The sequence below is a fragment of the Sorangium aterium genome (assembly GCF_028368935.1).
Classification (GTDB): domain Bacteria; phylum Myxococcota_A; class Polyangia; order Polyangiales; family Polyangiaceae; genus Sorangium; species Sorangium atrum.
This window is the reverse complement of record NZ_JAQNDK010000007.1, coordinates 21,699-47,599: the sequence shown is the minus strand read 5'-3', so window position 1 is coordinate 47,599 and position 25,901 is coordinate 21,699. Positions and strand designations below refer to the sequence as shown.

The window sequence follows — 25,901 nt, the reverse complement described above, 5'->3', positions numbered from 1 at the left end:
CACGCCCGTCGAGCAGGTGACCTGGATCGTCGACAAGGCCGTCAAGAACACCATCTGGCGGACCGACACGGGCTTCATGAGCCGTGACCAGGCCAAGCACGGTCTCTCCGCGATCCAAGGCCAGCTGAGCGCCAGCGGCTTCCCCCCCGATCCCACGACGGCCAAGGAGCAGCTCGGAGGGCGCTTCCCCAGAGGACCGCTGCTCAGCGACGCCGAGTGGAGCGCCTTCACGCAGCTCTCCTCCACCCCCCAGGGACAGAGCTGGCTCAACGCCTCGGGCATGCTCACCCACGAGCAGGTCGAGAAGTACCTGTCGAGCGACCCGAGCGACAACCCCGAGCGGTTCCGCGGCTTCCACAAGCTCCACAAGGCGAGCAAGGTCGTGCTCGCAAGCTACGTCTCGCGCCAGATGAACAGCGGCGAGCCCGGCAAGCGCTTCGAGGGCACCCCGCCGGCGGCGTTGGCCCTGTCCATGGAGGCCAGGCACACGACCGACGCGGCCAGGCGAGACGAGCTCAACAGGCTCATCGACCAGGGCATCATCGACGAGTGGTCGAAGACCCTCGAGCACACAGAGCCCAACGACGATGCGACCACCGCCATCAACCAGGGCGCCGTGCTGGCTCCGAAGACGCTCCTCAATACCCTGACCTTCACGAAGGGCAAGAAGCTCTCGAAGGACGAGGTCGTCAAGCGCCACGGGCAGTCGCTCGAGGTGCTCAAGAACATCTTCCACCTGCTCCAGGAAGGTGCCGAGATCTACGACGGCACCGCCAAGAGCCATGTCCCGCTCCAGGACGTGCCCGTCGCCAAGCTCCTGTCCCACGGCGGCCGCGTCAACGTCCAGATCCCCGCCGGCAGCGCTCCGTACGCGCTCACAGAGCACCTCGGCATCACCGACAAGAACGGCAACCCCGCGGCCGGCGTGTTCAAGCGCTTCGTCGGGACCCACCACGTCTCCCTCGGAGATGGCAAGTTCAAGGAGCAGGGCGGCCAGCTCGCCGCCCTCCGAACCAAGTTCGACGACACCGAGCTTTACGGCATCAACCTCGCCGTCGGCGGCCTCGGCCTCAAGGACTTCAACGGCGACGTCATCCTGCCCGACGGCGCCCACGGCCACATGTTCATCGGCTACCGCCCGCCCAAGCCGGGCAGGCCCGGCGCGCTCCAGATCGGCATGGAGACAACCGGCCCTGGGGCGCCCAGCACCGTCGCCTACCCCCACAACTGGCGCTCCACCGAGAAGACCGCCAACCCCATCTCCAGCGTCGGCGGCCTCAAGCAGGACAAGATCGGCGACGAGAGCACCAAGAACGCACGCACCGTCGACCTCGGCAAGCTCGGCGGCAACTGGGCCAAGACCCTCAAGGACCGCGCCGACAGGTTCGAGCGAGACCTGGCGGAGAAGGGCAAAGACGCGCTCCACGAGCTCCTCGGCCCCCGCACCCAGCCGCCTCAAGAGCTCCAGGACGGCGGCGTGGGCCGCTCGGGCGATATGCTCGCCGGAGCCGCCGCGCCGGGCGCGAGCCCCTCCCCCGCTCCGACAACCGCCAAAGGCACTGCCCAGGTCGATCCGAGCGCCCACAGCCAAGGGAAAACGCTCGACGAGCTGCTCGACGAGCTCGAGGAGCAGAGCCGCACATGGTCGCACCCGGCCACCGACAAGAACAAGCAGAAGGCCAACCAGCTCCTGACCGGGCTGCTCCAGCAGCAGAACGTGAGCCCCTCGATCATCGACAGGCTGCGCGAGCTCATCGAGAACCCGGCATCGCTCTCGCAGTCTGCCTTCACCAATTGCGCGCTCACCAGCATCCTCTACCCGACGCTGAAGAACGACCTCGCCACCACCGCCCACCTGGTCGCGGCGATCTTCACGGGCAAGCCGCTCGGCCGCTTCGCGATCGCCCCAGGGGCAAAGGCCTTCGCGCAGCAGGGCTCGGGCAAAGGGAGGCTCAGCGACGACCTGGACCTCCTCCGGGGCGTGATGACCGGGGTTGTCCCCCAGGCCCTCGGCCCGACGCCCACGAGGCCCCTCGTCAACGGCCTCAAAACCGCCAAGGCCAAGAGCGACAGCCTGACGAAGGTCAAGGACCGAGAGGCGCTGGATCGCCTCCTCCTCGACCACCTGCTCGCCCGCGGCCTCGGTGAGATGTTCGGACAGGACGCGCTCGCGAAGCTCGAGGAGCGATCCGACGCCGCAAATCAGCCCGGCGTCTCCACGGCGCAGGGCGACCTGCTGGCGTCGGCGAACTCGGTCGCGAGCATCTTCAGCTCGGCGCTCGGGGCGAACACCGCCGTCATGACCGCCAGCTCTCCCTCGGGTTACGACGTCGATCGCGTCAAGGAGACCCTTCGGAGGACGGATCAGGGAGGGTTTGCGATCGCCACCGTGATCGACGGCGAGGCGCTCTGGAACGCAGCGAAGAACCATGAGGCCAGCTCCACGACCCCTGACGCTCCGGGGAACGTCGCGCCGCTCGGCGAGGTGGCCACGATCGCGCCACACCATGCCCCGATCGACGGCCCGATCACCGATCAGGGCGACTCCTTCATCGTGCCGATCCAGTCCTGGGGGCGCACGTTCCCCGTACGGGTGAAGAAGGAGGACGTGCCAAAGGTTTTCGCGGCGATCACCCACGGGATCTCCCTCCCGCCGCCTGCGCCGTCGCTCGACGCCTCCGCTCAAGTGTCCGGTAAAACGCCCCCGTACGAACAGACGCTCTCGTCGTACGGAGAGAAGGGTCAAGGGCTCGCGCAGCCACAGCCTCCCGCGCTGCATGCGGACGCGGGCCTTCCGCCGCCCGCGCCGTCACCTTCACGCCATGGAATCCAGGAGTCGCTGGCAGACACGCTGGCAGCGTACAACCCCGCCTCGAACAGCGGGGATACGGCCGCCGACCCGCAGGCGCCGACCGACCCGATCGAGGAGGAGCAGGAGCCGCCGTCGGAGAGCGCGCCCGATCCTGCCGCGTCCACCCCCATCGAGCAGGTCACCTGGATCGTCGACAAGGCCGTCAGGAAGACCCTCTGGCGCACCGACACCGGCTTCATGAGCCGCGAGAGTGCCAAGCGCGGCGTCCCCGCGATCACTGGGCCGCTGACCAGCGGCGGCTTCCCGCGCGATCCCGCGCAGGCCAAGGAGCAGCTCGGAGGCCGCTTCCCCAAAGGGCCGCTGCTCAGCGACGCCGAGTGGAGCGCCTTCCAGCAGCTCTCCTCCACCCCCCAGGGACAGGCATGGCTCAACGCCTCTGGCATGCTCACGCTCGCCGACATCGAGAAGTACCTGTCGAGCGACGCAAACGATAACCCCGAGCGCTTCCGCGGCTTCCACCAGCTCCATAAGGCCAGCAAGGTCGTCCTCGCCAGCTACGTCTCGCGCCAGATGAACAGCGGCGACGGCGGCAAGCGCTTCGAGGGCACCCCGCCCGCTGCGCTGGCCCTGTCCATGGAAGCGCGGCACACGACCGACCCGACGAGGAAAGCTGCGCTCCAGCAGCTCATCGATCAAGGCATCGTCGACGAGTGGTCCAGGACCCTCGAGCACACCGACCCTAACGACGACGCGGACACTGCCATCGGGCAGGGCGCCGTCCCGGAACCGAACAAGAGGCTCTTCCGACCGCAAACAACCCTTTCCAAGGAAGAGGTCGTCGGCAGGCATCGCCAGTCCCTCGAGGTCCTCAAGAACGTCTTCCACCTCCTCCAGGAAGGCGCCGAGATCTACGATGACAGCGCAAAGAGCCATGTCCCGCTCCAGGACGTGCCCGTCGCAAAGCTCCTCTCCCACGGCGGCCGCGTCAACGTCCAGATCCCCGCAGGCAGCGCTCCTTACGCCCTCACCGAGCTCCTGGGCATCACCGACAGCAACGGAAACCCCGCCAGGGGCGTCTTCAAGCGCGCCTTCGGCACCCACCACATCGCCCTCGGCGACGGCAAGTTCAAGGAGCAGGGCGGACACTCCGCCGCCATCCTGGCCAAGCTCGACGACACGGAGCTCTACGGCATCAACCTCGCCGTCGGCGGCCTCGGCCTCAAGGACTTCAACGGCGACGTCATCCTGCCCGACGGCGCCCATGGCCACATGTTCATCGGCTACCGCCCGCCCAGGCCCGGCAGGCAAGGCGCCCTTCAGATCGGCATCGAGACCACCGGGCCCAACGCCCCCAGCACCGTCGGCTACGTCCACAACTGGCGCTCCACCGAGAAGACCGCAAACCCCATCTCCAGCGTTGGCGGCCTCAAGCAGGACAAGATCGGCGACGAGAGCACCAAGAACGCGCGCACCGTCGACCTCGGCAAGCTCGGAAGCGACTGGGCCAACACCCTCAAGAACCGCGCTGACAGCTTCGAGCAAGACCTCGCGAACAAGGGCAAAGATGCCCTCAACGAGCTCGTCGGGCCCCGCAGCCAGCCGCCGCAAGAGCTCCAGGCACCCGAGCAGCCGGCGCAGGGCAGCACGCGCCGCGGGCCGCCCAGAGATGCCCCGGAGGACATGCTGGCAGGGTACAACCCCGCCTCGAACAGCGGGGATACGGCCGCCGACCCGCAGCCGCAGACCGACCCGTTCGAGGAGGAGCCGGAGCCGCCGTCGGAGAGCGCGCCCGATCCTGCCGCGTCCACCCCCATCGAGCAGGTCACCTGGATCGTCGACAAGGCCGTCAAGAAGACCCTCTGGCGCACAGACACCGGCTTCATGAGCCGCGAGAGTGCCAAGCGCGGCGTCCCGGCGATCACTGGGCCGCTGACCAGCGGCGGCTTCCCGCGCGATCCTGCGAACGCCAAGGAACAGATAGGAAAGAGGTTTCCCAAAGGGCCGCTGCTCAGCGACGCCGAGTGGAGCGCCTTCCAGCAGCTCTCCTCCACCACCCAGGGGCAGGCATGGCTCAACGCCTCCGGCATGCTCACGCACGCCGACATCGAGAAGTACCTGTCGAGCGACCCAAACGATAACCCAGAGCGCTTCCGCGGCTTCCACCAGCTCCACAAGGCCAGCAAGGTCGTCCTCGCAAGCTACGTCTCGCGCCAGATGAACGGCGGCGACGGCGGCAAGCGCTTCGAGGGCACCCCGCCCGCTGCGCTGGCCCTGTCCATGGAGGCCCGGCACACGACCGACCTCGAGAGGAAAGCCGAGCTCCAGCAGCTCATCGACCAGGGCATCGTCGATGACTGGTCCAGGACCCTCGAGCACACCGACCCCAACGACGACGCGGACACCGCCATCGCCCAGGGCGCCGTCCCTGACCCGAACAAGAGGCTCTTCCGGCCACAAGGGACGCTCTCCAAGGAAGAGGTCGTCGGCAGGCATCGCCAGTCCCTCGAGGTCCTCAAAAACGTCTTCCACCTCCTCCAGGAAGGCGCCGAGATCTACGACGACAGCGCAAAGAGCCATGTCCCGCTCCAGGACGTGCCCGTCGCAAAGCTCCTCTCCCACGGCGGCCGCGTCAACGTCCAGATCCCCGCAGGCAGCGCTCCTTACGCCCTCACCGAGCTCCTGGGCATCACCGACAGCAACGGAAACCCCGCCAGGGGCGTCTTCAAGCGCGCCTTCGGCACCCACCACATCGCCCTCGGCGACGGCAAGTTCAAGGAGCAGGGCGGACACTCCGCCGCCATCCTGGCCAAGCTCGACGACACGGAGCTCTACGGCATCAACCTCGCCGTCGGCGGCCTCGGCCTCAAGGACTTCAACGGCGACGTCATCCTGCCCGACGGCGCCCATGGCCACATGTTCATCGGCTACCGCCCGCCCAGGCCCGGCAGGCAGGGCGCCCTCCAGATCGGCATCGAGACCACCGGACCCAACGCCCCCAGCACCGTCGGCTACGTCCACAACTGGCGCTCCACCGAGAAGACCGCAAACCCCATCTCCAGCGTCGGCGGCCTCAAGCAGGACAAGATCGGCGACGAGAGCACCAAGAACGCTCGCACCGTCGACCTCGCCAAGCTCGGAAGCGACTGGGCCAACACCCTCAAGAACCGCGCTGACAGCTTCGAGCAAGACCTCGCGAACAAGGGCAAAGATGCCCTCAACGAGCTCGTCGGGCCCCGCAGCCGGCCGCCGGGCATGCTGGCGCCGGCGGACGAGCCGGCGGGGTACAACCCCGCTTCGAGCAGCGGAGATGGGATAGCCAATTCGCCGACGCGCCCCCCCAAGACCACGAGCAGCGCCCAGGTCCAACCGAGCACACCGGATCAAGGCCGGTCGCTCGACGAGCTGCTCGCCTCACTGGACGAGCAGAGCAGCGCGTGGTCCGGCCCGGCGAGCGACGGTGTCAGGCGACAGGCAGCGGTCAGCCTGGCAGGCCTGCTTGGGTCGCAGAACGTCGACAGCGCGATCGTCGACAGGCTGCGCGAGCTCATTGAGGACCCCGCGTCGCTCGCGCAGTCCACCTTCAGCAACTGCGGCCTCCAGAGCGCCCTCTACACGGTGCTGAAGGGCGATCTCGCCACGGCCTCGCACCTGGTCGTCGCGCTGTTCACCGGTCGGCTGCTCGGCCGGCTCGCTCAGGCCCCCGGGGCCCACGAGCTCGGCGCGCAGCAGGGCCCTGGCAAGGCGGCGCTCAGCGAGGACCTGGACATCCTCCGGCGCGTGATGACAGGAGAGATCCCGCGCGCCCTCGGTCCGGCTCCGACTCGTCCGCTCGTCAACGGGCTCAAGACCGCCAGAGCGAAGCGCGACGGCCTGATGAATGCGAACGATCGGCAGCGACTGGATCGACACCTCCTCGACCATCTGCTCGCCCGAGGTCTGGTCGAGCTGCTCGGGAAGAGCGCCGTCGCGCAGCACGAGAAGCGGACCGACGCCGCGAAGCAGCCCGGCGTCGTGGCGGTGGAGGGCGACCTGCTCCTCTCGGCGAACTCGATCGCAGACCTCATGAGCGACGCGCTCGGGGCGGACGTCGAGATCAAGAGCGGCGGCTTCTCGGGGGACGACATCACCCGCATCAACGAGGCGCTGAAGCGCACGGATCGAGCTGGGTTTGCCGTCGCGACGGTCTCCAATGGCAAGGCGCTCTGGGAAGCGGCGAAGAAGCACCGCGACGGCGCCACGACATCGCACGATCCCGCGCGCGTCGCGCCGCCCGGCGAAGGCGAAGCCACGAGCCGGCACCACGCCGCGATCGACGGCGAGATCACCGCCGACGGCGACGCCTTCATCGTGCCCGTCCAGTCGTGGGGGCAGGCGTTCCCCATCCGGGTGCTGAAGGCAGAGATGCCGAAGCTCTTCGAGGTGATCACCCACGGGACCTATCCCCCGCCGCACGCGCCGGCCAATGGCGCCTCCACCCAGCAGCGCGCTCCGGCGCGCCTCGAAACGGGCGCGCCGTCCGGCACCACACAGGACCCCATGGACCCGCGCGACGAGCTCGCGGGAATGCTCAGGAACGGCTCGGGGAGGATCGCGCCCCAGCCACCCGAGCCGATCACCAGGGAGACCTTCCGAGATCCCCGGGACTGGCGCCGTTACAACGAGAATGCGCGCAACTGGGTCCGTAGCGCCTTCGACCTCTCTCCAGCGGACGCAAGCGCTCTGATTCGAAGGGTCTCCCCGGAAGCCGCGCACCTCATCCTCGCGCTGTACGATCACCCCGGGAGGGACCAGCTGACGTTCCGCCCGATGGATCGCTTCCGGATGTGGAACACGACGTTCTTGCGACAGAAGCTCCAAGAGCTCAACCAGCCCGCGGCGGCGCCCGTTGTCGGGGGGAACGCGCTGGCCCAGCCCGCGGCGGCGCCCGCCGTCGGGGGGAACGCGCTGGCCCAGGCGCAGGGCAGCCCCGCGCAGAACCAGCCCACCAGCCCTGGCAGCGCCGGCGGGGCGCCGGGTAGAATCGATCCCGCGACGGTCGAGCTCACGCCGTCAGGGCTGTACGACGCCCTCGTGGAGAGCGTCCCGAACGAGCGGTTGGACGAGGTGGCGGGCCTCGTCGTCGAGGCCATCGACACCCAGCTCCTCCCGTCGATCCTGGATCTATTGCCCATCGGCCTGCAGCCTGCCGCGCGGCTGGCCGAGGAGATCGTCGAGAAGTGGCTGGCCTTCAACCCCAGCTTGCTCGACCTGCCCGCCGGCGACCTGAAGGAGCACCTCGCAGCGCACACCGAGCTCGTTCTGGGCACGCTCGAACGGGACAAGGGCCGCCGTACGATCGGCCGAAACATCGATGCCGAAGAGGACAGCAGCTCCGACGCCGGCTCCACGGACGAGGCGCCTCCCGCCGCAGTGTCGAGCCACCATGAGGGGACACCTCCCCCGCGGGAGGGGATCGAGGGTGAGGCGCGAGAGACGTCATCGGATACGAGCAGCGAGGCCGAACCGCACGTCGATGCGACCCCGCTCGCGGCGACCGAGGAGGAGAATCCGTTCGCCGACTGGGGCGAGGAGCTGCCGGAAGTGGGCGATGAGCCACAGAGGCAATCGCCCGCCTTCGTGCGGCGCGCGCCCGTCACCGACGCCGAAAGGGCCATCCCCGGCTGGATCTGGGAGGTGCCGCACTACAGCGACCTGCAAACCTCGCTGCTCGCTCACATCGACGACGGCGCGGTGCAGGACGCGCTCACCACGCTCCTGCCCTATGGGCACAGCCGTGCGGAGTCGCTCGCGAGGTTCCTGCTCAGCGGACTCAACCGCTCCCGCACGGGCGAGGAGCTGGCGCAGGCGTTCCGCAACGTGCTCGACTCGTACAAGGACGGCGAGAGGCGCAAGATCGTTTTCGACGTCGCCGAGGCGCTGGGCGCCATCGACTCGCTCGCGACGACGCCAGGCATCGATCTCGCTGCCCTGCGCGACCCGCCCCCGCCCACGTCGCGCCGCGAGGAGCCGCCTCGCTCGGTCGCCAAGAGGGGCCGTGAGGGGCGCTGGGTCACCCGCGGCGAGCTCGACATCATCAATCGCACCATCGGTGAGCGCGCGTTCGCCGGCATGCTCGCGCGCGCCATGGACAAGGCCAAGCTCGCCGACACCCGCGCGATCATCGAGCACCTGGTCCGCCACGCCGAGCACATGGCCGACCCGGCGCTCTCGCCGCCGCTCACGTCGACCTCGCTGGTGGTCGACTCCAACCTGGTCGGCGCCCTGTTGACGCCGTACGACGACCTGTCGCCCGCCTGGCGTCACATCCGCGATCAGCTGGACGACCTCATCCGCGACCAGCGCATCACGGACCTGCGCCTCACCAACGTCAACGTCGGAGAGCTCTACCAGCACGGCGACATCATCGGTCGTACGTTCACCACCTCCGATGGTCGAGAGATCCCCTGGCGCGGCGTCCAGGTCGACGGCGACCGGCGCGGCCGCGCGGCCGATTACGATCAGGGGTTCGACGCGCTCACGGACCGCTCGGTCGGCGAGAGGAAGGGCAGCGCCGACCGCAGCATGATCGCCGACGCGTTCTTCTCCACGCGTGCCAGCGCGGGCGGCGCGCCCGCGGTGCCTCATTTCGCCACCAGCGATCACGGCATCTTGACGCCGCTCCTCGGCTTCGCCGGCATCGACGCGGCGAGGCGCGGCGAGACGGCGTTCAGGGACTTCGTCAGAGACAACACCGATGGGGTCAACACCTATTTCCGCCCGCAGCTCGTGGACCGCGAGATCAAGGCCCATGCGATCCTCAACCCGGAGACGCCGGCGCGCGCCGAGGGCGCCGCGGCGGCCCAGAGCCCGGCCATCGGCGCTGCGCTCCTCGACACGCCGGTCGGGACCACCCACCGGGTCAGTGACCTGTTCGATCTCATCCGCAGCTCCGGCTACGACGTCTACATCGTCGGCGGCGCGGTGCGCGACGCCCTCGCCGGCAATGAGCCCAAGGACGTCGATCTCAAGACCAACATGCCCATGTCGAAGCTCGAGGCCCTGCTCAGCAACGACTCGGCGTTCACGTCCCTCTCCATCAACACGGTCCCCCAGCTGCGCCTGATCACGTTGGGCAACGGCGACGACGCCGTGGACATCACCACCGCCGACGACACCAGCGTGCAGGGTCCGCTCGACGTCATGGCCGACGCGCAGAAGCGCGACTTCCGCATGAACGCCCTCTACCTCAACGAGTACGGCCAGGTGGAGGATCCGCTCAACGGCATCGAGGATCAGCTCCTCGGAAGGCTGCGCTTCGTCGCCGACCCCGGCCCCCCCGCGCCCGTCGAGGAGCGCCAGAGGGCGGTCGTCGAGCACCTGCGCAGCGCGCCGTGGAACCTCGGCCGCGCGCTCAAGTTCCACCAGCGCGGCTACAAGCTGGAGCCCGAGATCCTCCACGCCATGCGCGACAACGCCGAGAGCATCCTCTCGGCCATGAAGGAGCGCGAGGCGCCCCTGCTCGCCAAGTCGCTGCTCCTGCGCTCCACACGCGTAAAGTCGCCGGACGCGCTGATCGAGCTCATGGAGGATCTCCGCTTCTCTCCCGGCGCGATCCGCGAGCTCATCCCCGACGAGATCGCCGGCCGCTTCGACGACGAGAGCCTCGCGTACGAGCGCGACCTCCTGCCGCGCTGGCGCGAGACCCCTGACGACGACGCCTCGGGGTATCCGCTGGCCGCGCCGGAGATGAAGATCGATGTCGCGACCGGGCGGATCTACCAATACCGCATCCACGCCAAGACGCCGCCGCTGCAGGAAGGCCAGGAGGGCGAGCACGTCATCATCGACGTGGACATGAGCGATCACAACCAGCCAGGCCACAACGCGCCGCACTACCACGTCTACCGCTGGCGCAGCCGCGACGGCCTGTCCAGGTGGGACAAGAAGAAGAACGGCCTCTCCGATACCGGCCAGCCGGGCATGCCGCTGATCGACCGCGGGGTTTACCTCGGCCCGCAGCCGTGGCGGTTCGAGGAGGGGCTCGACAGCGCGAGCAGCGACTTCCTCGACATCGCCGAGGAGCGCATCAACGAGGCAGGTATCGCGCTCACGAGGACCCCCGACCAGCTCGATCTGGGGGGCCAGGTCAAGCTGCACCCCAGGCGGCTCGGAGAGCTCCACGACCACGGGCAGTTCGGCAAGCTGCTCATGCTCGTCAAGAACCTCAACGACGGGATCCCATGGTCCTCCAGGGACCAGGCCACCCTGGACCTGTCCGGGTCCCACCGCGGCCAGGAGCGGCTGCGCTTCAAGCCGCAGCTCGATCAGGTCGTGCCCTTCCTCCGCGACAGCGGCATCGACGACCCCACGTCCATCCCGATCTTCGCCGAAGAGGGGCAGATGCGGCACGACGCGCTGCTCCGGCTCTATGACCTGGTGAGCGCCGACGTGCGCCATGACCTGCGCCGCCCGGCGGCCACGTTCGCGCTCGACGGCGCAGCGAGCTTCAACGAGTTCGTCGAGCGCTTCGAGTTCTATGTCACCTCGATGCAGGACACCCTCGACGCCGTCGACATCGAGGAGCGCTGGCAAGAGCAGCTGGAGGCGGCAGAGGACGCAGACGCCGTGGGCGACGTCACGCTCGGCGAGGGCCGCGATCTGCGGGAGAAGCTCACGAACGCGGCCGACGATCTGAGCTTCGAGTCGGCGAGCACCGCCGCCTACCACGCGGCCAAGCACGGCGCCGATTTCCTGACGCCGGAGGAGCTGGCGCGCCTGTCGCCGGCGGAGCGCGTTGAACGCTACCTCGAGACAGCGCGCGAGGCCGTCCGCGCGGCGAGCGTCATCGAGGCGAGGATCGACGACACCGGCGCGACCAACGTCGTGCTCTGGAGCGGCGCGACCAAGGTCATCGTGCGGGTCGCGGACGACGGCACGGCGCACCTCCTCACCAGCTACGCGCACACCGGCCGCGCCGGGAGCCGCGCCGCGCCCGCGCCCGCGACACCCGTGGACCCCGCGTCCGAGCTGGGCGCCTATCGTCCAGAGGTCGGCGCCGGCATCGACGAAGGGCGGACGGCGAGCAGCCAGCCCGTCGAGCCGCGCGCGGCGCCGTCCACCGCGCCGACCGGAGCCCCCGACGAGGCCGCGCAGAGCCGAGGAGCGCAGGGGCGCACGCTGGACGAGCGGATTGACGCGCTCGACGAGCAGAGCCGGGCGTGGTCCGGCCCGGCGAGCGACGGCGTCAGGCAGCAGGTCGCCGGCAGCCTGGCAGGCCTGCTCGAGTCGCTGAACGTCGACAGCGCGATCGTCGACAGAATGCGCGAGCTCATCGAGGACCCCGCGTCGCTCTCGCAGTCCACCTTCAGCAACTGCGGCCTCCAGAGCGCCCTCTACACGGTGCTGAAGGGCGATCTCGCCACCACCTCACACCTGGTCGTCGCGCTGTTCACCGGCCGGCTGCTCGGCCGGCTCGCTCAGGCCCCCGGGGCCCACGAGCTCGGCGCGCAGCAGGGCCCCAGTAAGGCGACGCTCAGCGAGGATCTCGACCTCGTCCGGCGCGCGATGACCGGAGAGATACAGTCCTCCAGCGGCCCGGCTCCGACTCGTCCGCTCGTCAACGGGCTCAAGCGGGCCGGGGCGAGGCGCAGCGGCCTGACGAAAGCGCAGGAGCGGCAGCAGCTGGATCGCCACCTGCTCGACCACCTGCTCGCCCGAGGCCTGGTCGAGCTGCTCGGAAAGAGCGCCGTCGCGCAGCACGAGAAACGGACCGATGCCGCGAAGCAGCCCGGCGTCGTGGCGGCGGAAGGCGACATGCTCCTCTCGGCGAACTCGATCGCGACGCTCGTGAGCTCCGCGCTGGGGGCGGACGTCGAGGTCAAGAGCGGCGGCTTCTCGGAGGACGACATCGCGCGCATCAACGAGACACTCAGGCGCACCGATCGGGCAGGGTTTGCCATCGTGACCGTCTCGAACGGCGCTGCGCTGTCGAGGGCGGCGGAGACATACCGCGACGGCGCCACGACACCTCGCGATCCCGCGACCATCGCGCCGCTCGGTGAGGGCGACGCCACGAGCCGGCACCACCTCGCGATCAATGGCGAGATCACCGCCGACGGCGACGCCTTCATCGTGCCTGTCCAGTCCTGGGGACAGGCGTTCCCCATCCGGGTGCTGAAGGCAGAGATGCCGAAGCTCTTCGAGGTGATCACCCACGGGACCTACCCCCCGCCCCATGCGGTGGCCAACGGCGCCTCCACCCCGCAGCGCGCTCCGGCGCGCCTCGGAACGGGCAGGCCGTCCGGCACCACACAAGACCCCATGGACCCGAGCAACCAGCTCGCGGGAACGCTCACGAACGGCTCGGGGGGGATCGCGCCCCAGCCACCCCAGCCGATCACCAAGGACACCTTCCAAGATCCCCGGGACTGGCGCCGTTACAACGAGAATGCGCGCAACTGGGTCCGTAGCACCTTCGACCTCTCTCCAGCGGACGCAAGCGCTCTGATTCGCACAGTCTCCCCGGAGGCCGCGCACATCATGCTCGCGCTGCACGATCACCCCCGGAGGAACCAGCTGAGGTTCCGCCCGATGGATCGCTTCCGGATGAGTGATGAGAGGTTCTTGCAACAGAAGCTCCAGGAGCTCAAACGGTCCGCGGCGGCGCCCCCCGGTGGGGGGAACGCGTCGACCCAGGCGCAGGGCAGCTCCGCGCAGGACCAGCCCACCAGCCCTGGCCAGCCCTCCGCGGCGCCGGGGACGCTCGATGCCGGAACGGTCGATCTCACCCCCTCCGGGCTGTACGAGGCCCTCCTGGAGCGCGTCCCGCCGCAGCGCCTGATCGAGGTCGCGAGCCTCGCCGTCAATACCATCGACGCGGAGCTCCTCCCGCAGATCCTGGACATGCTGCCCATCGCGCTGCCGGCGGCCGCGCGGCTGGCCGAGGAGATCGTCGAGAAGTGGCTGGCGTTCAACCCAAGCCTGCTCCATCTGCCCATCGCCGAGCTCCAGGAGCACCTCGCAGCGCACACCGCGTTCGTCCTGGACACGCTCAAGCGGGATCAGGGCCGCTCGACCATCGGCCGAGAGGTCGACTCCGAGGAGAGCGACAGTTCCTCCAAGGACAGCGACAGCTCCTCCAAGGACAGCGACAGCTCCTCCGAGGAGAGCGACAGCTCCTCCGAGGACGGTGACGGCTCCTCCGAGGACGACGATAGCCCCTCCGAGGACGGCGACCCGCGCACGGTCGGAGATGCGACTCCACCGGTGATGGACGATTTCTTCAGCGCCTTCGGCGACGAGCTGCCGGAGATGGGCCCTACCCAGGTGGAGACCAAGCCCAAGCTCGCGCGGCGCGAGCCCACCACCGACGCCGAAAGGGCCATCCCCGGCTGGATCTGGGACGTGCCGCATTACAGCGACCTGCAAACGTCGCTGCTCAATCACATCGACGACGCCGCGGTGAAGGCCGCGCTCACCACGCTCCTGCCCTATGGGCACAGCCGTGCGGAGGCGCTCGCGAGGTTCCTGCTCAGCGGACTCAACCGCTCCCGCACGGGCGAGGACCTGGCGCAGGCGTTCCGCAACGTGCTCGATTCGTACAAGGACGGCGAGAGGCGCAGGATCGCCTTCGACTTCGCCGAGGCGCTGGGCGCCATCGGCCCGCTCGCGACGACGCCGGGCATCGATCTCGCCACTCTGCGCGACCCGCCCCCGCCCACGTCGCGCCGCGAGGAGTCGCCTCGCTCGATCGCCAAGAAGGGCCGTGAGGGGCGCTGGGTCACCCGCGGCGAGCTCGACATCATCAATCGCACCATCGGCGAGCGCGCGTTCGCCGGCATGCTCGCGCGCGCCATGGAGAAGGGCAAGATCCGCGATATCCGCCCGACCATCGAGCAGCTCGTCCGCCACGCCGAGCGCATGGCCGATCCGTCGCTGTCGCCACCGCTCACTTCCACCTCGCTGGTGCTCGACACCAACCTGGTCGGCGTGCTCTTGAAGTCGCCCGATGAGCTGTCGCCCGCCTGGCGCCACATCCGCGATCAGCTGGACAGCCTCATCGACGGCCAGAGCATCACGGACCTGCGCCTCACCAACGTCAACGTCGGAGAGCTGTTCGAGCACGGCGACATCCTCGGGCGCACGTTCACCACCTCCGATGGTCGAGAGATCCCCTGGCGCGGCGTCCGGCTCGACCGCCAGCGGCGCGACGCCATGGCGGATTACAACCGGGGATTCAATGAGCTCACGAGCGGCTCGGTCGGCGAGAAGAAGGGCAGCGCCGACCGCAGCATGATCGCCGACGCCTTCTTCTCCGACCGCGCCAGCGAGGATGGCGCGCCCGCGGTGCCTCATTTCGCCACCAGCGACGGCGGCATCCTGAGGCCGCTCTTGAGGTTCGCCGGCATCGACCCGGACAGGCGCGGCGAGACGGCGTTCTTGGAGTTCGTCAGACGCAACACCGACGGGGTCAACACCTATTTTCGCCCTCGGCTCGTGGGCCGCGAGCTCACGGCCCATGCGATCCTCAACCAGGAGGCGCCGGCGCGTGCCGAGGGCGCCCAGAGCCCGCCGGTCGGCGCTTCCCTCCTCGATACCCCCGTCGGGACCACCCACCGGGTCCATGACATGATCGCGCTCATCCGCAGCTCCGGCTATGACGTCTACATCGTCGGCGGCGCGGTGCGCGACGTCCTAGCCGGCAATGAGCCCAGGGACGTCGATCTCAAGACGAACATGCCCATGTCGCGGCTCGAGGCCGCGCTGAGCGACGACCCCTTGTTCAGATCCATCCCCATCAAGACCGTCGCCGAGCGGCGCCTGATCACGCTGGGCGACGGCGACGACGCCGTGGACATCACCACCGCCGACGACACCAGCGTGCAGGGCCCGCTCGACGTCGTGGCCGACGCGCAGAAGCGCGACTTCCGCATGAACGCGCTTTACGTCGACGAGCACGGCCACGTGGAGGATCCGCTCAACGGCATCGAGGACGTGCTCCTCGGCAGGCTGCGCTTCGTCGCCGACCCCGGCCCCCCCGCGCCCGTCGAGGAACGCCAGAGGGCGGTTATCGAGCACCTGCGCAGCGCGCCGTGGAACCTCGGCCGCGCGCTCAAGTTCCACCAGCGCGGCTACAAGCTGGAGCCCGAGATCCTTCACACCCTGCGCGACAACGCCGAGAGCATCCTCGAGTCAATGAAGGAGCACGAGAGGCCGCTGTTCGCCAAATCGCAGCTCCTGCACTCCACGCGCGTGAAGTCGCCGAACGCGCTGATCGAGCTCATGGAGGATCTCCGCTTCTCTCCCAAGGCGATCCGCGAGCTCATCCCCGACGAGATCGCCGGCCGCTTCGACGACGAGAGCCTCGCGTACGAGCGCGACCTCCTGCCGCGCTGGCGCGACACCCCCAAAGACGACGCCGAGGGGTATCCGTTCGGCGCGCCGGAGATGAAGGTCGATGTCGCGACCGGGCGGATCTACCAATACCGCATCCACGCCAAGGTGCCGCCGCCGGAGGAAGGGCAGGACGCGGAGCACGTCATCATCGACGTGGACATGAGCGATCACAACCAGCCAGGCCACAACGCGCCGCACTACCATGTCTACCGCTGGCGCAGCCGCGACGGCCAGTCCAGGTGGGACAAGAAGAAGAACGGCTTCTCCGATACCGGCCAGCCGGGCGTGCCGCAGATCGACGGCGGCTTCTACCTCGGCCCGCAGCCGTGGCGGTTCGAGGAGGGGCTCGACAGCGCGAGCAGCGGCTTCCTCGGCATCGCCGAGGAGCGCATCAACGAGGCAGGTATCGAGCTGACGAACACGGGCGGCCAGCTCGACCTGGGCGGGCAAGTCAGGCTGCACCCGGAGCGGCTGCGAGAGCTCCATGACCGCGGGCGGTTCGGCAAGCTGCTCATGCTCATCAAGAACCTCAACGACGGGATCCCATGGTCCTCCAGGGACCAGGCCACCCTGGACCTGTCCGGGTCCCACCGCGGCCAGGAGCGGCTGCGCTTCAAGCCGCAGCTCGATCAGGTCGTGCCCTTCCTCCGCGACAGCGGCATCGACGACCCCACGTCGCTCCCGATCTTCGCCGAAGAGGGCCAGATGCGGCACGACGCGCTGCTCCGGCTCTACGACCTGGTGGGCGCCGACGTGCGCCAGGATCTGCGCCGCCCGGCGGCCGCGTTCGCGCTGGAGGGAGCCGCGAACTTCGACCAGTTCGTCGAGCGCTTCGAGTTCTTCGTCGCCTCGATGCAGGACAACATGAACGGCGCAGACATCGAGGGTCGCTGGCAAGCGCAGCTGGAGGCGGCGCGGGAGGCCGGCGCCGTGGGCGACGCCACGCTCGGCCAGGGCGACACGCTGAAGGCGCGGCTCGCGGACGCGGCCGACAGGCTGAGCTTCGAGTCGGAGAGCACCGCCGCCTACCACGCGGCCAAGCACGGCGCCGACTTCCTGACGCCGGAGGAGCTGGCGACGGGCATGTCGCCGACAGAGGGCATGCGGCGTTACCTCGCGACCGCGCGCGACGCCGTCCGCAATGCCGGGCTCATCGAGGCAAGGACCGACGAGACCGGCGCGACCAACGTCGTGCTCTGGAGCGGCGCGACCAAGGTCGTCGCGCGCGTGAAGCCCGACGGCACGGCGCACCTCCTTACCAGCTACGTCCACGCCGGCCGCAAGGCCACGCCCGAAGCGGCGTTCACCCGCTCGACAGGAGACGGGTCGACCTCCGGGACACCACCGACTCCACAGGTGACCAACACGGGCGTCGAGAACATCGGCAACAGCTGCTTCCTGTCCGCCGGCCTCACGATGCTCGCGCACACCGATGCCTACTACAATCTGTTCGCGCCGCGCGTAGGCGACAACCCTGGCACCAACGACGCCCGGCTCCGCGCCGCGGTGCACGCGGTCCTCACCCAGATCCGGGCCGGCACGCTCGTCGGGAGGGACACGATGGCACGCCTCGATACGCTCCTGACGAACACCAGAGTGCGCAACACCGACACCAGGGTGCTCGACAGAACGTCCGCCACGACGCAGCAGGATCCCAGCGAGGTCCTTTTCCGACGCCTCTTTGATGCAGCGAACCTCGATATCGCCGGCGTGACCCTGACGCAGACGAATCGAACCGATTGGACCGGGGTGGCGCTCAACGAGCACCATGGCACGCTGAGCGATCCCACCTCGCTCGACAACAGCCCCGTATGGAACCGGCAGGCGTCCGACGTCGTGCTCAGCCCGTCGATCCACGGCAGCCGCACGCTGCAGCAGGCGCTCAATGCCCATTTCAGCGCGAGCACCGTCGAGGCGACCGCCATGCGCGGGGGTCGAGCGGTGCGCGGCACTCCATCGACGCAGATCGTCGTCGCACCGGTCAACAACACGCCTCGGGCGATCACGATTGCTCTGCAACGCTGGAACGCGGGGAACAGGGACGGCAGAGCGATCGACGTCCCCGATTGGCTGAGCGTCAACGGCCGCTGGTACCGCCTGAACGTGGTCGTCCATCACCACGGGGCGACGACGACGGCGGGTCATTACACCGCGAGCACGCGCAACGCAGCGTCGGGGCAGTGGCAGCACCGCGACGATCGCAGCGTCTCCAACGCTGACCCGCAAGCCGCCGAGCGCAGGAGCCGCGGCTACCTGTTCACCTTCGAGCGCGTCGACAACCCGGCCGACTGGCCGGACGCAACGGCCGCGGCTGCGGCCGCGCGGATCGGCGCGGCGCCGGCGCCTCTCCCGAGCGCCCCGTCCAGCTCTGCCGTGGTCAGCGGTGATGCCGAGTCCGACAGCGAGAATGAGGACGAGTCCGACAGCGAGGACGAGGATGATGCCGAGTTCGAGAGCGAGGACGAGGACGACAGCGAGGATGAGGACGACAGCGAGGATGACGATCCGGCCAACCAGCTCGGCGCTTACCGCCCCGTGGATGGCGCCTCCGACGGGACACAGGGGCCGCGAGCCCCGCAAGCGACCGCCGCGCCGCCTGCTCTCGACGCCGAGAGCATCCCCCCGCCGATCGACGCCCTGGTGAGGACGCTCGTCGCGAAGAGCAACGCATGGTCCTCCCCGCGCACGCAGGCGGACAAGCAGGAGGCCATCGCGCTCGTGACCGAGCTCCTGCAGCAGCTCGGCATGGACGCCCGAGTCGTCGACAGGGCGGGCGAGCAGGACAAGGACACGCCTGATACCGAGCACTCCGCCTGCACGTGCGTCCGTTAGGCTAGCGCCCGCGTCAGCCCCCCTCCGCGGGCGCGCTCCGTCTGCCTCCTCGCCAGGGCACGGCTCGGCCGCTTCAGGCGAGCGCGATCCTCATCGGATGAGCAGCGCTCCCGGCGCCGAGCGGCTAAGCTCGGGCCGCGCCAGCCCATGAAGTTCGTCCACGCCGCCGACCTCCACATCGACAGCCCCCTCCGCGGGCTCGACCGTTACCCGGGCGCCCCCGTCGAGCAGATCCGCGGGGCGACCCGCCGCGCGCTCGAGAACCTCGTGAACCTCTGCCTCGCCGAGGAGGTCGACCTCCTGCTCCTCGCGGGCGACATCTACGACGGCGACTGGAAGGACTACAGCACAGGCCTGTTCTTCGCCGCGCAGCTCTCCCGGCTGCGCGCCGCCAAGGTGGAGGTCGTGCTCCTCTATGGCAACCACGACGCCGAGAGCAACATCACGCGTCACCTGGAGCTCCCCGAGAACGCCCGGCGGCTCGATCCCCGCCGCCCCGAGTCCATCGTCTTCGATCGGCTCGGGATCGCCGTCCACGGACAGAGCTTCGCGACCAAGGCCGTCACCGACGATCTCGCCGCGGGTTATCCGGACGCGCGGGCAGGCCTCTTCAACATCGGCATGCTCCACACCTGCCTGGGCGGCCGCGAGGGCCACGACAACTACGCTCCTTGCAGCCTGAACACCCTCGTCGGGAAGCGATACGATTACTGGGCGCTCGGCCACGTGCACACCCGGGAGGTGCTCTCGCGCGATCCGTACATCGCGTTCCCCGGCAACCTCCAGGGCCGCCACGCCCGCGAGACCGGCGAGAAGGGCGCCCTGCTCGTCGCGGTGGACGAGGGCCGCATCACCTCGGTCGAGCACCGCCCCCTCGACGTCGTGCGCTGGTGCGCCTGCGAGGTCGATCTCTCCCCGGCCGCGAGCGCCGACGACATCGTGGATCTGACGCGGGAGGAGCTCGAGCGGCGCCTCGCCGAGGCGGACGGGCGCACGCTGGCCGCGCGGGTCTTCCTGTGCGGCGCGACGAAGGCGCACGCCGCGCTCCGCGCCGATTTCGAGCGCTGGATGGGGCAGATCCGCGCGATCGCCAACGACCTCGGCGGCGCGCTCTGGATCGAGCGCGTCCTCTCCCGGACGATCTCGCCGCTCCAGGTGGGCGCGCTGGACGAGCGGGACGACGCGATCGGCCAGCTCACGCGGTCGCTGCGCGCGCTGCGCGACGACGAGGCGGGCCTGTCCTCGCTGCTGCGCGAGTTCGCGAGCCTCAGGAACAAGCTGCCCGTCGAGGCGCGCGAGGGAGACGACGCGATCCGCCTCGACGACCCGTCGTTCCTGCGCGAGGCGCTCGACGACGTGGAGCACACGCTGATCTCGCGGCTGCTCGGCGCGAGCGACGCGCCCTGAAGATCGGGCGCGCTCCCGCGGCGCGCTCGAGATCCGGGCCCGCGGCTCGATGGATCGCCGCGCTCCGACCGCCGCTTGACGGCGCGCGGTTCTCCACCATGCACACCTCGCGATCCGGCGTGACGCGAGCATCACCTCGAACGTCCGGACGCCATGGAACGAACGGGGGAATCATGGTCGACCAGGACGCTTTTCCGGAGCTGTTCCATCCGAGCAGCCGCGCCGAGCCTCACGCGATCTACGCGCGCATGCGCGCCGCGGGGCGCCTGCATCGCCTCATTCACCCCCGCCTCGACGTGCCCATCTGGGTGGCCATGCGTCACGACGACTGCGTGGAGCTCCTCAAGGATCCGCGCCTGATCCGCGACGTCCACAAGCTCCCTGCCGAGGTGCGCCGGCGTTACTTCCCGCTCAGCGAGCGCACGACCTTCATGGATCGGCACATGCTCGACGCCGATCCGCCGGATCACACGCGGCTCAGGGGCCTCGTCCAGCGGGCCTTCTCGCCGCGGATGATGGAAGGGCTGCGCCCGCGCATCCAGGCGATCGCGGACGGGCTCATCGACGCCGTGATCGACCGGCGCCGGATGGAGCTCGTGGCAGACTTCGCTTTTCCGCTCCCCACCGGGGTGATCGCCGAGCTCCTCGGCCTCCCCGTCGAGGATCGCGACCGGTTCCGCCGGTGGACCAAGGTCCTCCTCGCGCCCGCGAAAGATCGCGAGTTCGTGGAGCGCGGGCAGTCCGCGGTGGAGGAGTTCGGGGCGTACTTCCGGGCGCTCTTCGACGCGCGCCGCAAGGCCCCGCGCGACGACATGATCAGCGGCCTCGTGCTCGCCGAGGAGCAGGAGCACAAGCTGAGCCCGATCGAGCTCTCGAGCATGGTGTTCCTCCTGCTCGTCGCGGGCCACGAGACCACCGTGCACCTCATCGCGAGCGGCATGCTCCTCCTGCTCTCGCACCCCGCGGAGCGGCGCCGGCTGGCCGAGGACCCCGGGCTCGTCGGCTCCGCAGTGGAAGAGGCGCTGCGCTGCGAGGGGCCGGCAGAGCTCTCGACGATCCGCTGGGCGCTCGAGGACATCGAGCTGTTCGGCGCCCGCGTGCCGGCGGGAGAGGGGGTCGCGGCGGGGCTCCTGGCCGCGAACCGGGATCCGGAGCACTTTCCGGATCCAGACCGCTTCGACATCGGCCGCTCGCCGAACCGGCACATCGCCTTCGGGAGCGGGATCCACTTCTGCCTGGGCGCGATGCTCGCGCGGATCGAGGCGGCGATCGCCTTCTCGACGCTCCTCCGGAGGCTGCCGCGCATCGAGCTCGCCACCTCGCCCCGCGACATCGTGTGGAGCGAGTGGCCCGTGATCCGCGGCCCGGCGGCGGTTCCTGTGGTGTTCTGAGCGGGCGAGCGCTCAGCCCCCCGAGGGGGCCGTCCGGGCATAGGCGCGCAGCACCTCGGCCACGCTCCACGCCTGGGCGACGCACCCGCGGGGCGTGAACGGCGGCTCGGCGTCGAAGATCTCGCTGATCGAGCCGGCGCAGGCCTCGTCGAGGTGCGGCGCGAAGCCCTCGAGCAGGCGCCGCGCCCCGGCGAGATCGGTGGGATACACCTTCAGCCAGGCGTCGATGAACGGGCCCATGAGCCACCCCCACACGGTCCCCTGGTGATAGGCCATGTCCCGGGCGCGGAGGTCGCCGAAGTACTTCGGTTTGTAGTCCGGGTGCCCCGGCGCGAGCGACCTGAGGCCCACGGGCGTCCAGAGCCGCTCCTTCACCTGATCGACGATCCCCTTCCAGCGCGCAGGGTCGAGGACGGGGTGAGGCAGAGAGATCGCGAGGAGCTGGTTTGGCCGGAAGGCGTCGTCGACGCCCTGCTCGCCGTCGATCACGTCATATAGATAGCCGTGCTTCTCGGACCAGAAGCGCCGGTTGAAGGAGGCCTTGACCTGCTCGGCGGCCACGCCGTAGCGCTTCGCTGCGCCGTCGCCGTCGGACTCGCGCGCCCAGCGCTCGATGAGGCGCAGGGCGTTGTACCAGAGCGCGTTGATCTCCACGGCCTTCCCCCGGCGTGGCGTGACGACGTAATCGCCGACCTTCGCGTCCATCCAGGTCAGCTGATACCCCTCTTCCCCCTGGCGGATCAGGCCGTCCTGCGGGTCGGCGCGGATCCCGAAGCGCGTCCCGCGGGTGTGGTGCTCGACGATGTCGATCAGCGTGGGGAGGATGAGCCGGAGCGTCTCGCGATCCTCGGTGGTCGCCAGGTAGCGATCGAGCGCGTGGAAGAACCAGAGGGTGGCGTCGGCGGTGTGGTAGAGCCCGTCGTTCTTGCCCTCCGGGAACATGTTGGGGATGAGCCCATCCTTCACGTAATGGGCGAACGTGCGCAGGATGTAGCCCGCCTCGGTGTGGCGCCCGGTGACGAGCGTCAGCCCCTCCAGGCTGATCATGGTGTCCCGGCCCCAGTCGGTGAACCAGTGATAGCCCGCGATGACGGTGCGCACCTCGTCCCCGGCGGCCCGGGCGCGGGCGGCGTCCTCGACGCGGCCGGCGGGGCTGATGAGGAACTGATCGGCGCCGAGGACGAGCTCCGCCGCCGGCCCGGTGCGGACCTGGGGCGCCGCCGCGAGCAGGAGCCGTGTCCGGCGCTTGTGCTCCGCGCGCTGCACCTCGTCCGTGGAGAGGGCGTTGAGCGTCTCCCAGGCCTCCGTCGACGCGATCAGGGTCACGCTGCCGGAGACCGGGAGCTCCAGGCTGAAGCGGCCAGGGCTGTAGAACTCGCCCACGGCGTCGTATCCGCGGCTCTGCTCGATCCGGTAGCGCACGTTGCGCAGCCGGGCGCTCTCGATCCTGAACTCGGCCCGAGCGCCCTGGACCTTCAGCCGGAGCGGCGGCAGGTCGCTCGGCGACGCGAGCTCGTAGCGATCCTCGACCACGGTGAGCGCATAGGGGCCCGCCACCGGCCGATCGAGCGCGCCCTCGTGCGGCCGGAAATTCACCCACGGCTGGAGCTCGATCCGCACCGGCCCCGTCCCCTCGACGAGCGTGTACGTGACATGGACCGTGTTCTGCGCGTGGGGCATGAGGAGGCGCCGCTCGATCGCCATCCCCGCGCCCTCGTAGCGCCAGACGGGGAGCCCGGCCTCGAGGCGGAACTCGGCGAGATCGATGACCTGCGCGCCGCCGTCGTCGAGCCAGGGCTCCTGACCGCCCACCTGGTACACCCTGTCGTCCGCGGTGAAGATCCGGGTGGAGAGATCGCTGAGCATCATGGTGCGGCCGAGGGGGGCCGGCAGCGCGGAGATCAGCAGTCCATGGAAGCGGCGGGTCACCGCGCCGGAGACGGTGCCCGACGCGTAACCGCCGAGGCCGTTCGTGACGAGCCATTCCCGCGTGAGCGGGTCCGAGCCGCGCTCGGCGTCGTCCTGCGAGGTGGGGGCGGCGCCCCGGGACCAGACCATCCTCCGGCAGATCTCGTCAGCGTACATGCTTCTTGGGCTCCTCCGGGCGCGGGTTGGCGCTCGTCTTCTCGGGCACCGGCGTCCCGACCACGGGGTGGAGGAGGATCGCCGCCTCGCCCGGGATATGGACGCCCTCCTCGGTGATGACAGGTGGGCTGCCTTGGCCCCCGTAGCGGGGGGACTCGCTGGACCACGACGTCTCCCAGCGGCGCCCCGGCGGCGGGGCGAAGAGCGGCTCCGGCAACGACCCTCGGTGGATGTCCCGCCCGAGGTTGACGAGGAGCAGCCGGTCGTCGCCGTCGTCGCCGAAGTAGCGCAGGAGGAAGGCGTGCGCCGAGAGGACGGCCCCGTCGACGCCGCGCGGGCGCTGGGCCCGGATCACCGGATCGCGCCGGCGGAGCGCGATGAGGTCCTCGTGGAGGGCGTAGATGGCGGCGTTGCGCTCGCGCTCGGAGAAATCGAGCTTGCAGCGCTCGAACGTCCGCGGGTCGCTCGGATCGTCGAGCTGCGCGCGGACCTCGGGCGCCGCGCAGGACGGGAACTGCTCGAGGAACTCCGCCCTGCCCTTGCGCACGAGCGGGGCGAGCTCGGGGTTGTGGTCGGCGAAGAAGAGGAACGGCGCCGAGGACCCGAACTCCTGCCCCTGAAAGAGCATGGGTGTCCCCGGGGCGAGGAGCAGGGCCGCCGACATCGCCCGGAGCCTGCCCGGGCTCACGATGTGGCAGAGCCGCTCGCCTCGCGCGGTGTTGGCGACCTGATCGTGGTTCTCCAGGAAGAGGACGAAGCGGGCCGGATCCACGCCGAGCGCCGGCGTCCCTCGCCGCTGCCTCTGCCAGTGGTAGCGCTGCCCCTGGAAGAGGAACCCGTGCTTCAGGGCGGAGAGGAGCTCCTGGGGCGAACCCTCGTGATCGCTGTAATAGGCCTCGTTATGGCCGGTGAGCGCCACCTTGGCGCTGTGGTGGAAATCGTCGTTCCAGATCGCGTCGAGCCCGTAGCCGCCCCGCTCGGCGGCGCGGATCAGCCACTCTTCCTGGGACTCGTTCTCGGCCACGAGGAACGTCTCCTTGCCCTTCGCCGCCTCCCGCACGCGGCGCGCGATGGCGGCGAGGATGTGGTCCTTCGAGCCATCGTAGATGTTCTGCGTCGCGTCGAGCCGGAGCCCGTCGAGGTGGAACTCGTCGATCCAGTAGCCGGCGTTGGAGATGAAGTATTCCCTCACCGCCTCGGATCGCGGGCCGTCGAAGTTGATCGCCGCTCCCCAGTCCGTCTTGTGACGATCGGTGAAGTAGTCCGCGGAGAACTGGCCGAGGTAGTTGCCGTCCGGGCCGAGGTGGTTGTAGACGACATCGAGGATCACCGCGATCCCGGCGCGGTGCGCCGCGTCCACGAAGCGGCGGAGATCGTCCGGGCTTCCATAGAGGCGCGTCGGCGCGAAGAGGTTCACGCCGTCGTACCCCCAGTTGAAGCGGCCGGGGACCTCGGCGATGGGGAGCAGCTCGATCAGGGAGACGCCGATCCGCGCGAGCTCGGGCAGCTCGCGGGCCGCGGACTCCCACGTGCCCTCCCGGGTGAAGGTCCCGATGTGCATCTCGTAGACGACTTGCCCCTTCAGCGGCGCGCCCCGGAATGCCGCGTCGCTCCATGAGAACGCGCCGGGATCGATCACCTCGGAGGGCCCGTGCGGCCCCTCCGGCTGCGACCGCGAGGCGGGATCGGGATAGAGCGCCTCGCCGTCGTCGAGCCGGAACCGGTAGCGGGTGCCGCTCGCGGCGGACGCGACGAGCCCCGCGAAGTAACCGCCCTCCTCGGGCCGCAGCGGGGCGGCCCCGCCGCTCCCCGGCCCGGCCTCCAGGACGACCTCGACCTTGCGCCGGCCCGGCGCCCAGACACGGAAGTGGACTCCTTTCCCGGTGAGCACTTCCGCGCCGATGGGCAACCGCCTCTCCGTCTTGAACTCCAGCATTGAAATGAATTCTAGGCTCAACACAGATGACGTCCAGCGCCGATATGCACATGACGACGCTACC

At 69.6% G+C, this 25,901-nt stretch carries 5 protein-coding genes; 3 read left to right on the top strand and 2 right to left on the bottom strand.

Translation table 11 applies throughout. From position 1 onward, the window contains the following. The first annotated feature begins 76 nt into the window (after positions 1–76). The 3 genes from POL72_RS48050 (at position 77) to POL72_RS48040 (ending at position 21,816) form a co-directional block, all read left to right on the top strand. On the top strand, positions 77–19,018 hold the full coding sequence (locus POL72_RS48050; RefSeq protein ID WP_506377487.1) for a hypothetical protein: 18,942 nt from the start codon (positions 77–79) through the stop codon (positions 19,016–19,018). A gap of 147 nt (positions 19,019–19,165) precedes the next feature. Beyond that, positions 19,166–20,425 (top strand): metallophosphoesterase family protein, encoded by a 1,260-nt coding sequence (locus tag POL72_RS48045; RefSeq protein ID WP_272100059.1) that lies wholly within the window; start codon positions 19,166–19,168, stop codon positions 20,423–20,425. Positions 20,426–20,598: 173 nt separating this feature from the next. Next, positions 20,599–21,816 carry a cytochrome P450 family protein gene (locus POL72_RS48040; protein ID WP_272100057.1) on the top strand — a complete coding sequence of 406 codons (1,218 nt, stop codon included), beginning with the start codon at positions 20,599–20,601 and terminating at the stop codon, positions 21,814–21,816. 12 nt (positions 21,817–21,828) lie between these two features. Here POL72_RS48040 and POL72_RS48035 read toward each other — a convergent pair whose 3' ends face one another. Continuing rightward, a complete protein-coding gene (locus POL72_RS48035) occupies positions 21,829–23,901 on the bottom strand; it encodes an amylo-alpha-1,6-glucosidase (protein ID WP_272100055.1) in 2,073 nt (690 codons plus the stop codon). Next, complete coding sequence (gene treZ / locus POL72_RS48030) at positions 23,891–25,837, bottom strand: malto-oligosyltrehalose trehalohydrolase (RefSeq protein WP_272103921.1); 1,947 nt, start codon at positions 25,835–25,837, stop codon at positions 23,891–23,893. Before treZ ends, POL72_RS48035 begins: the two co-directional genes overlap by 11 nt. Positions 25,838–25,901 lie beyond the last annotated feature (64 nt).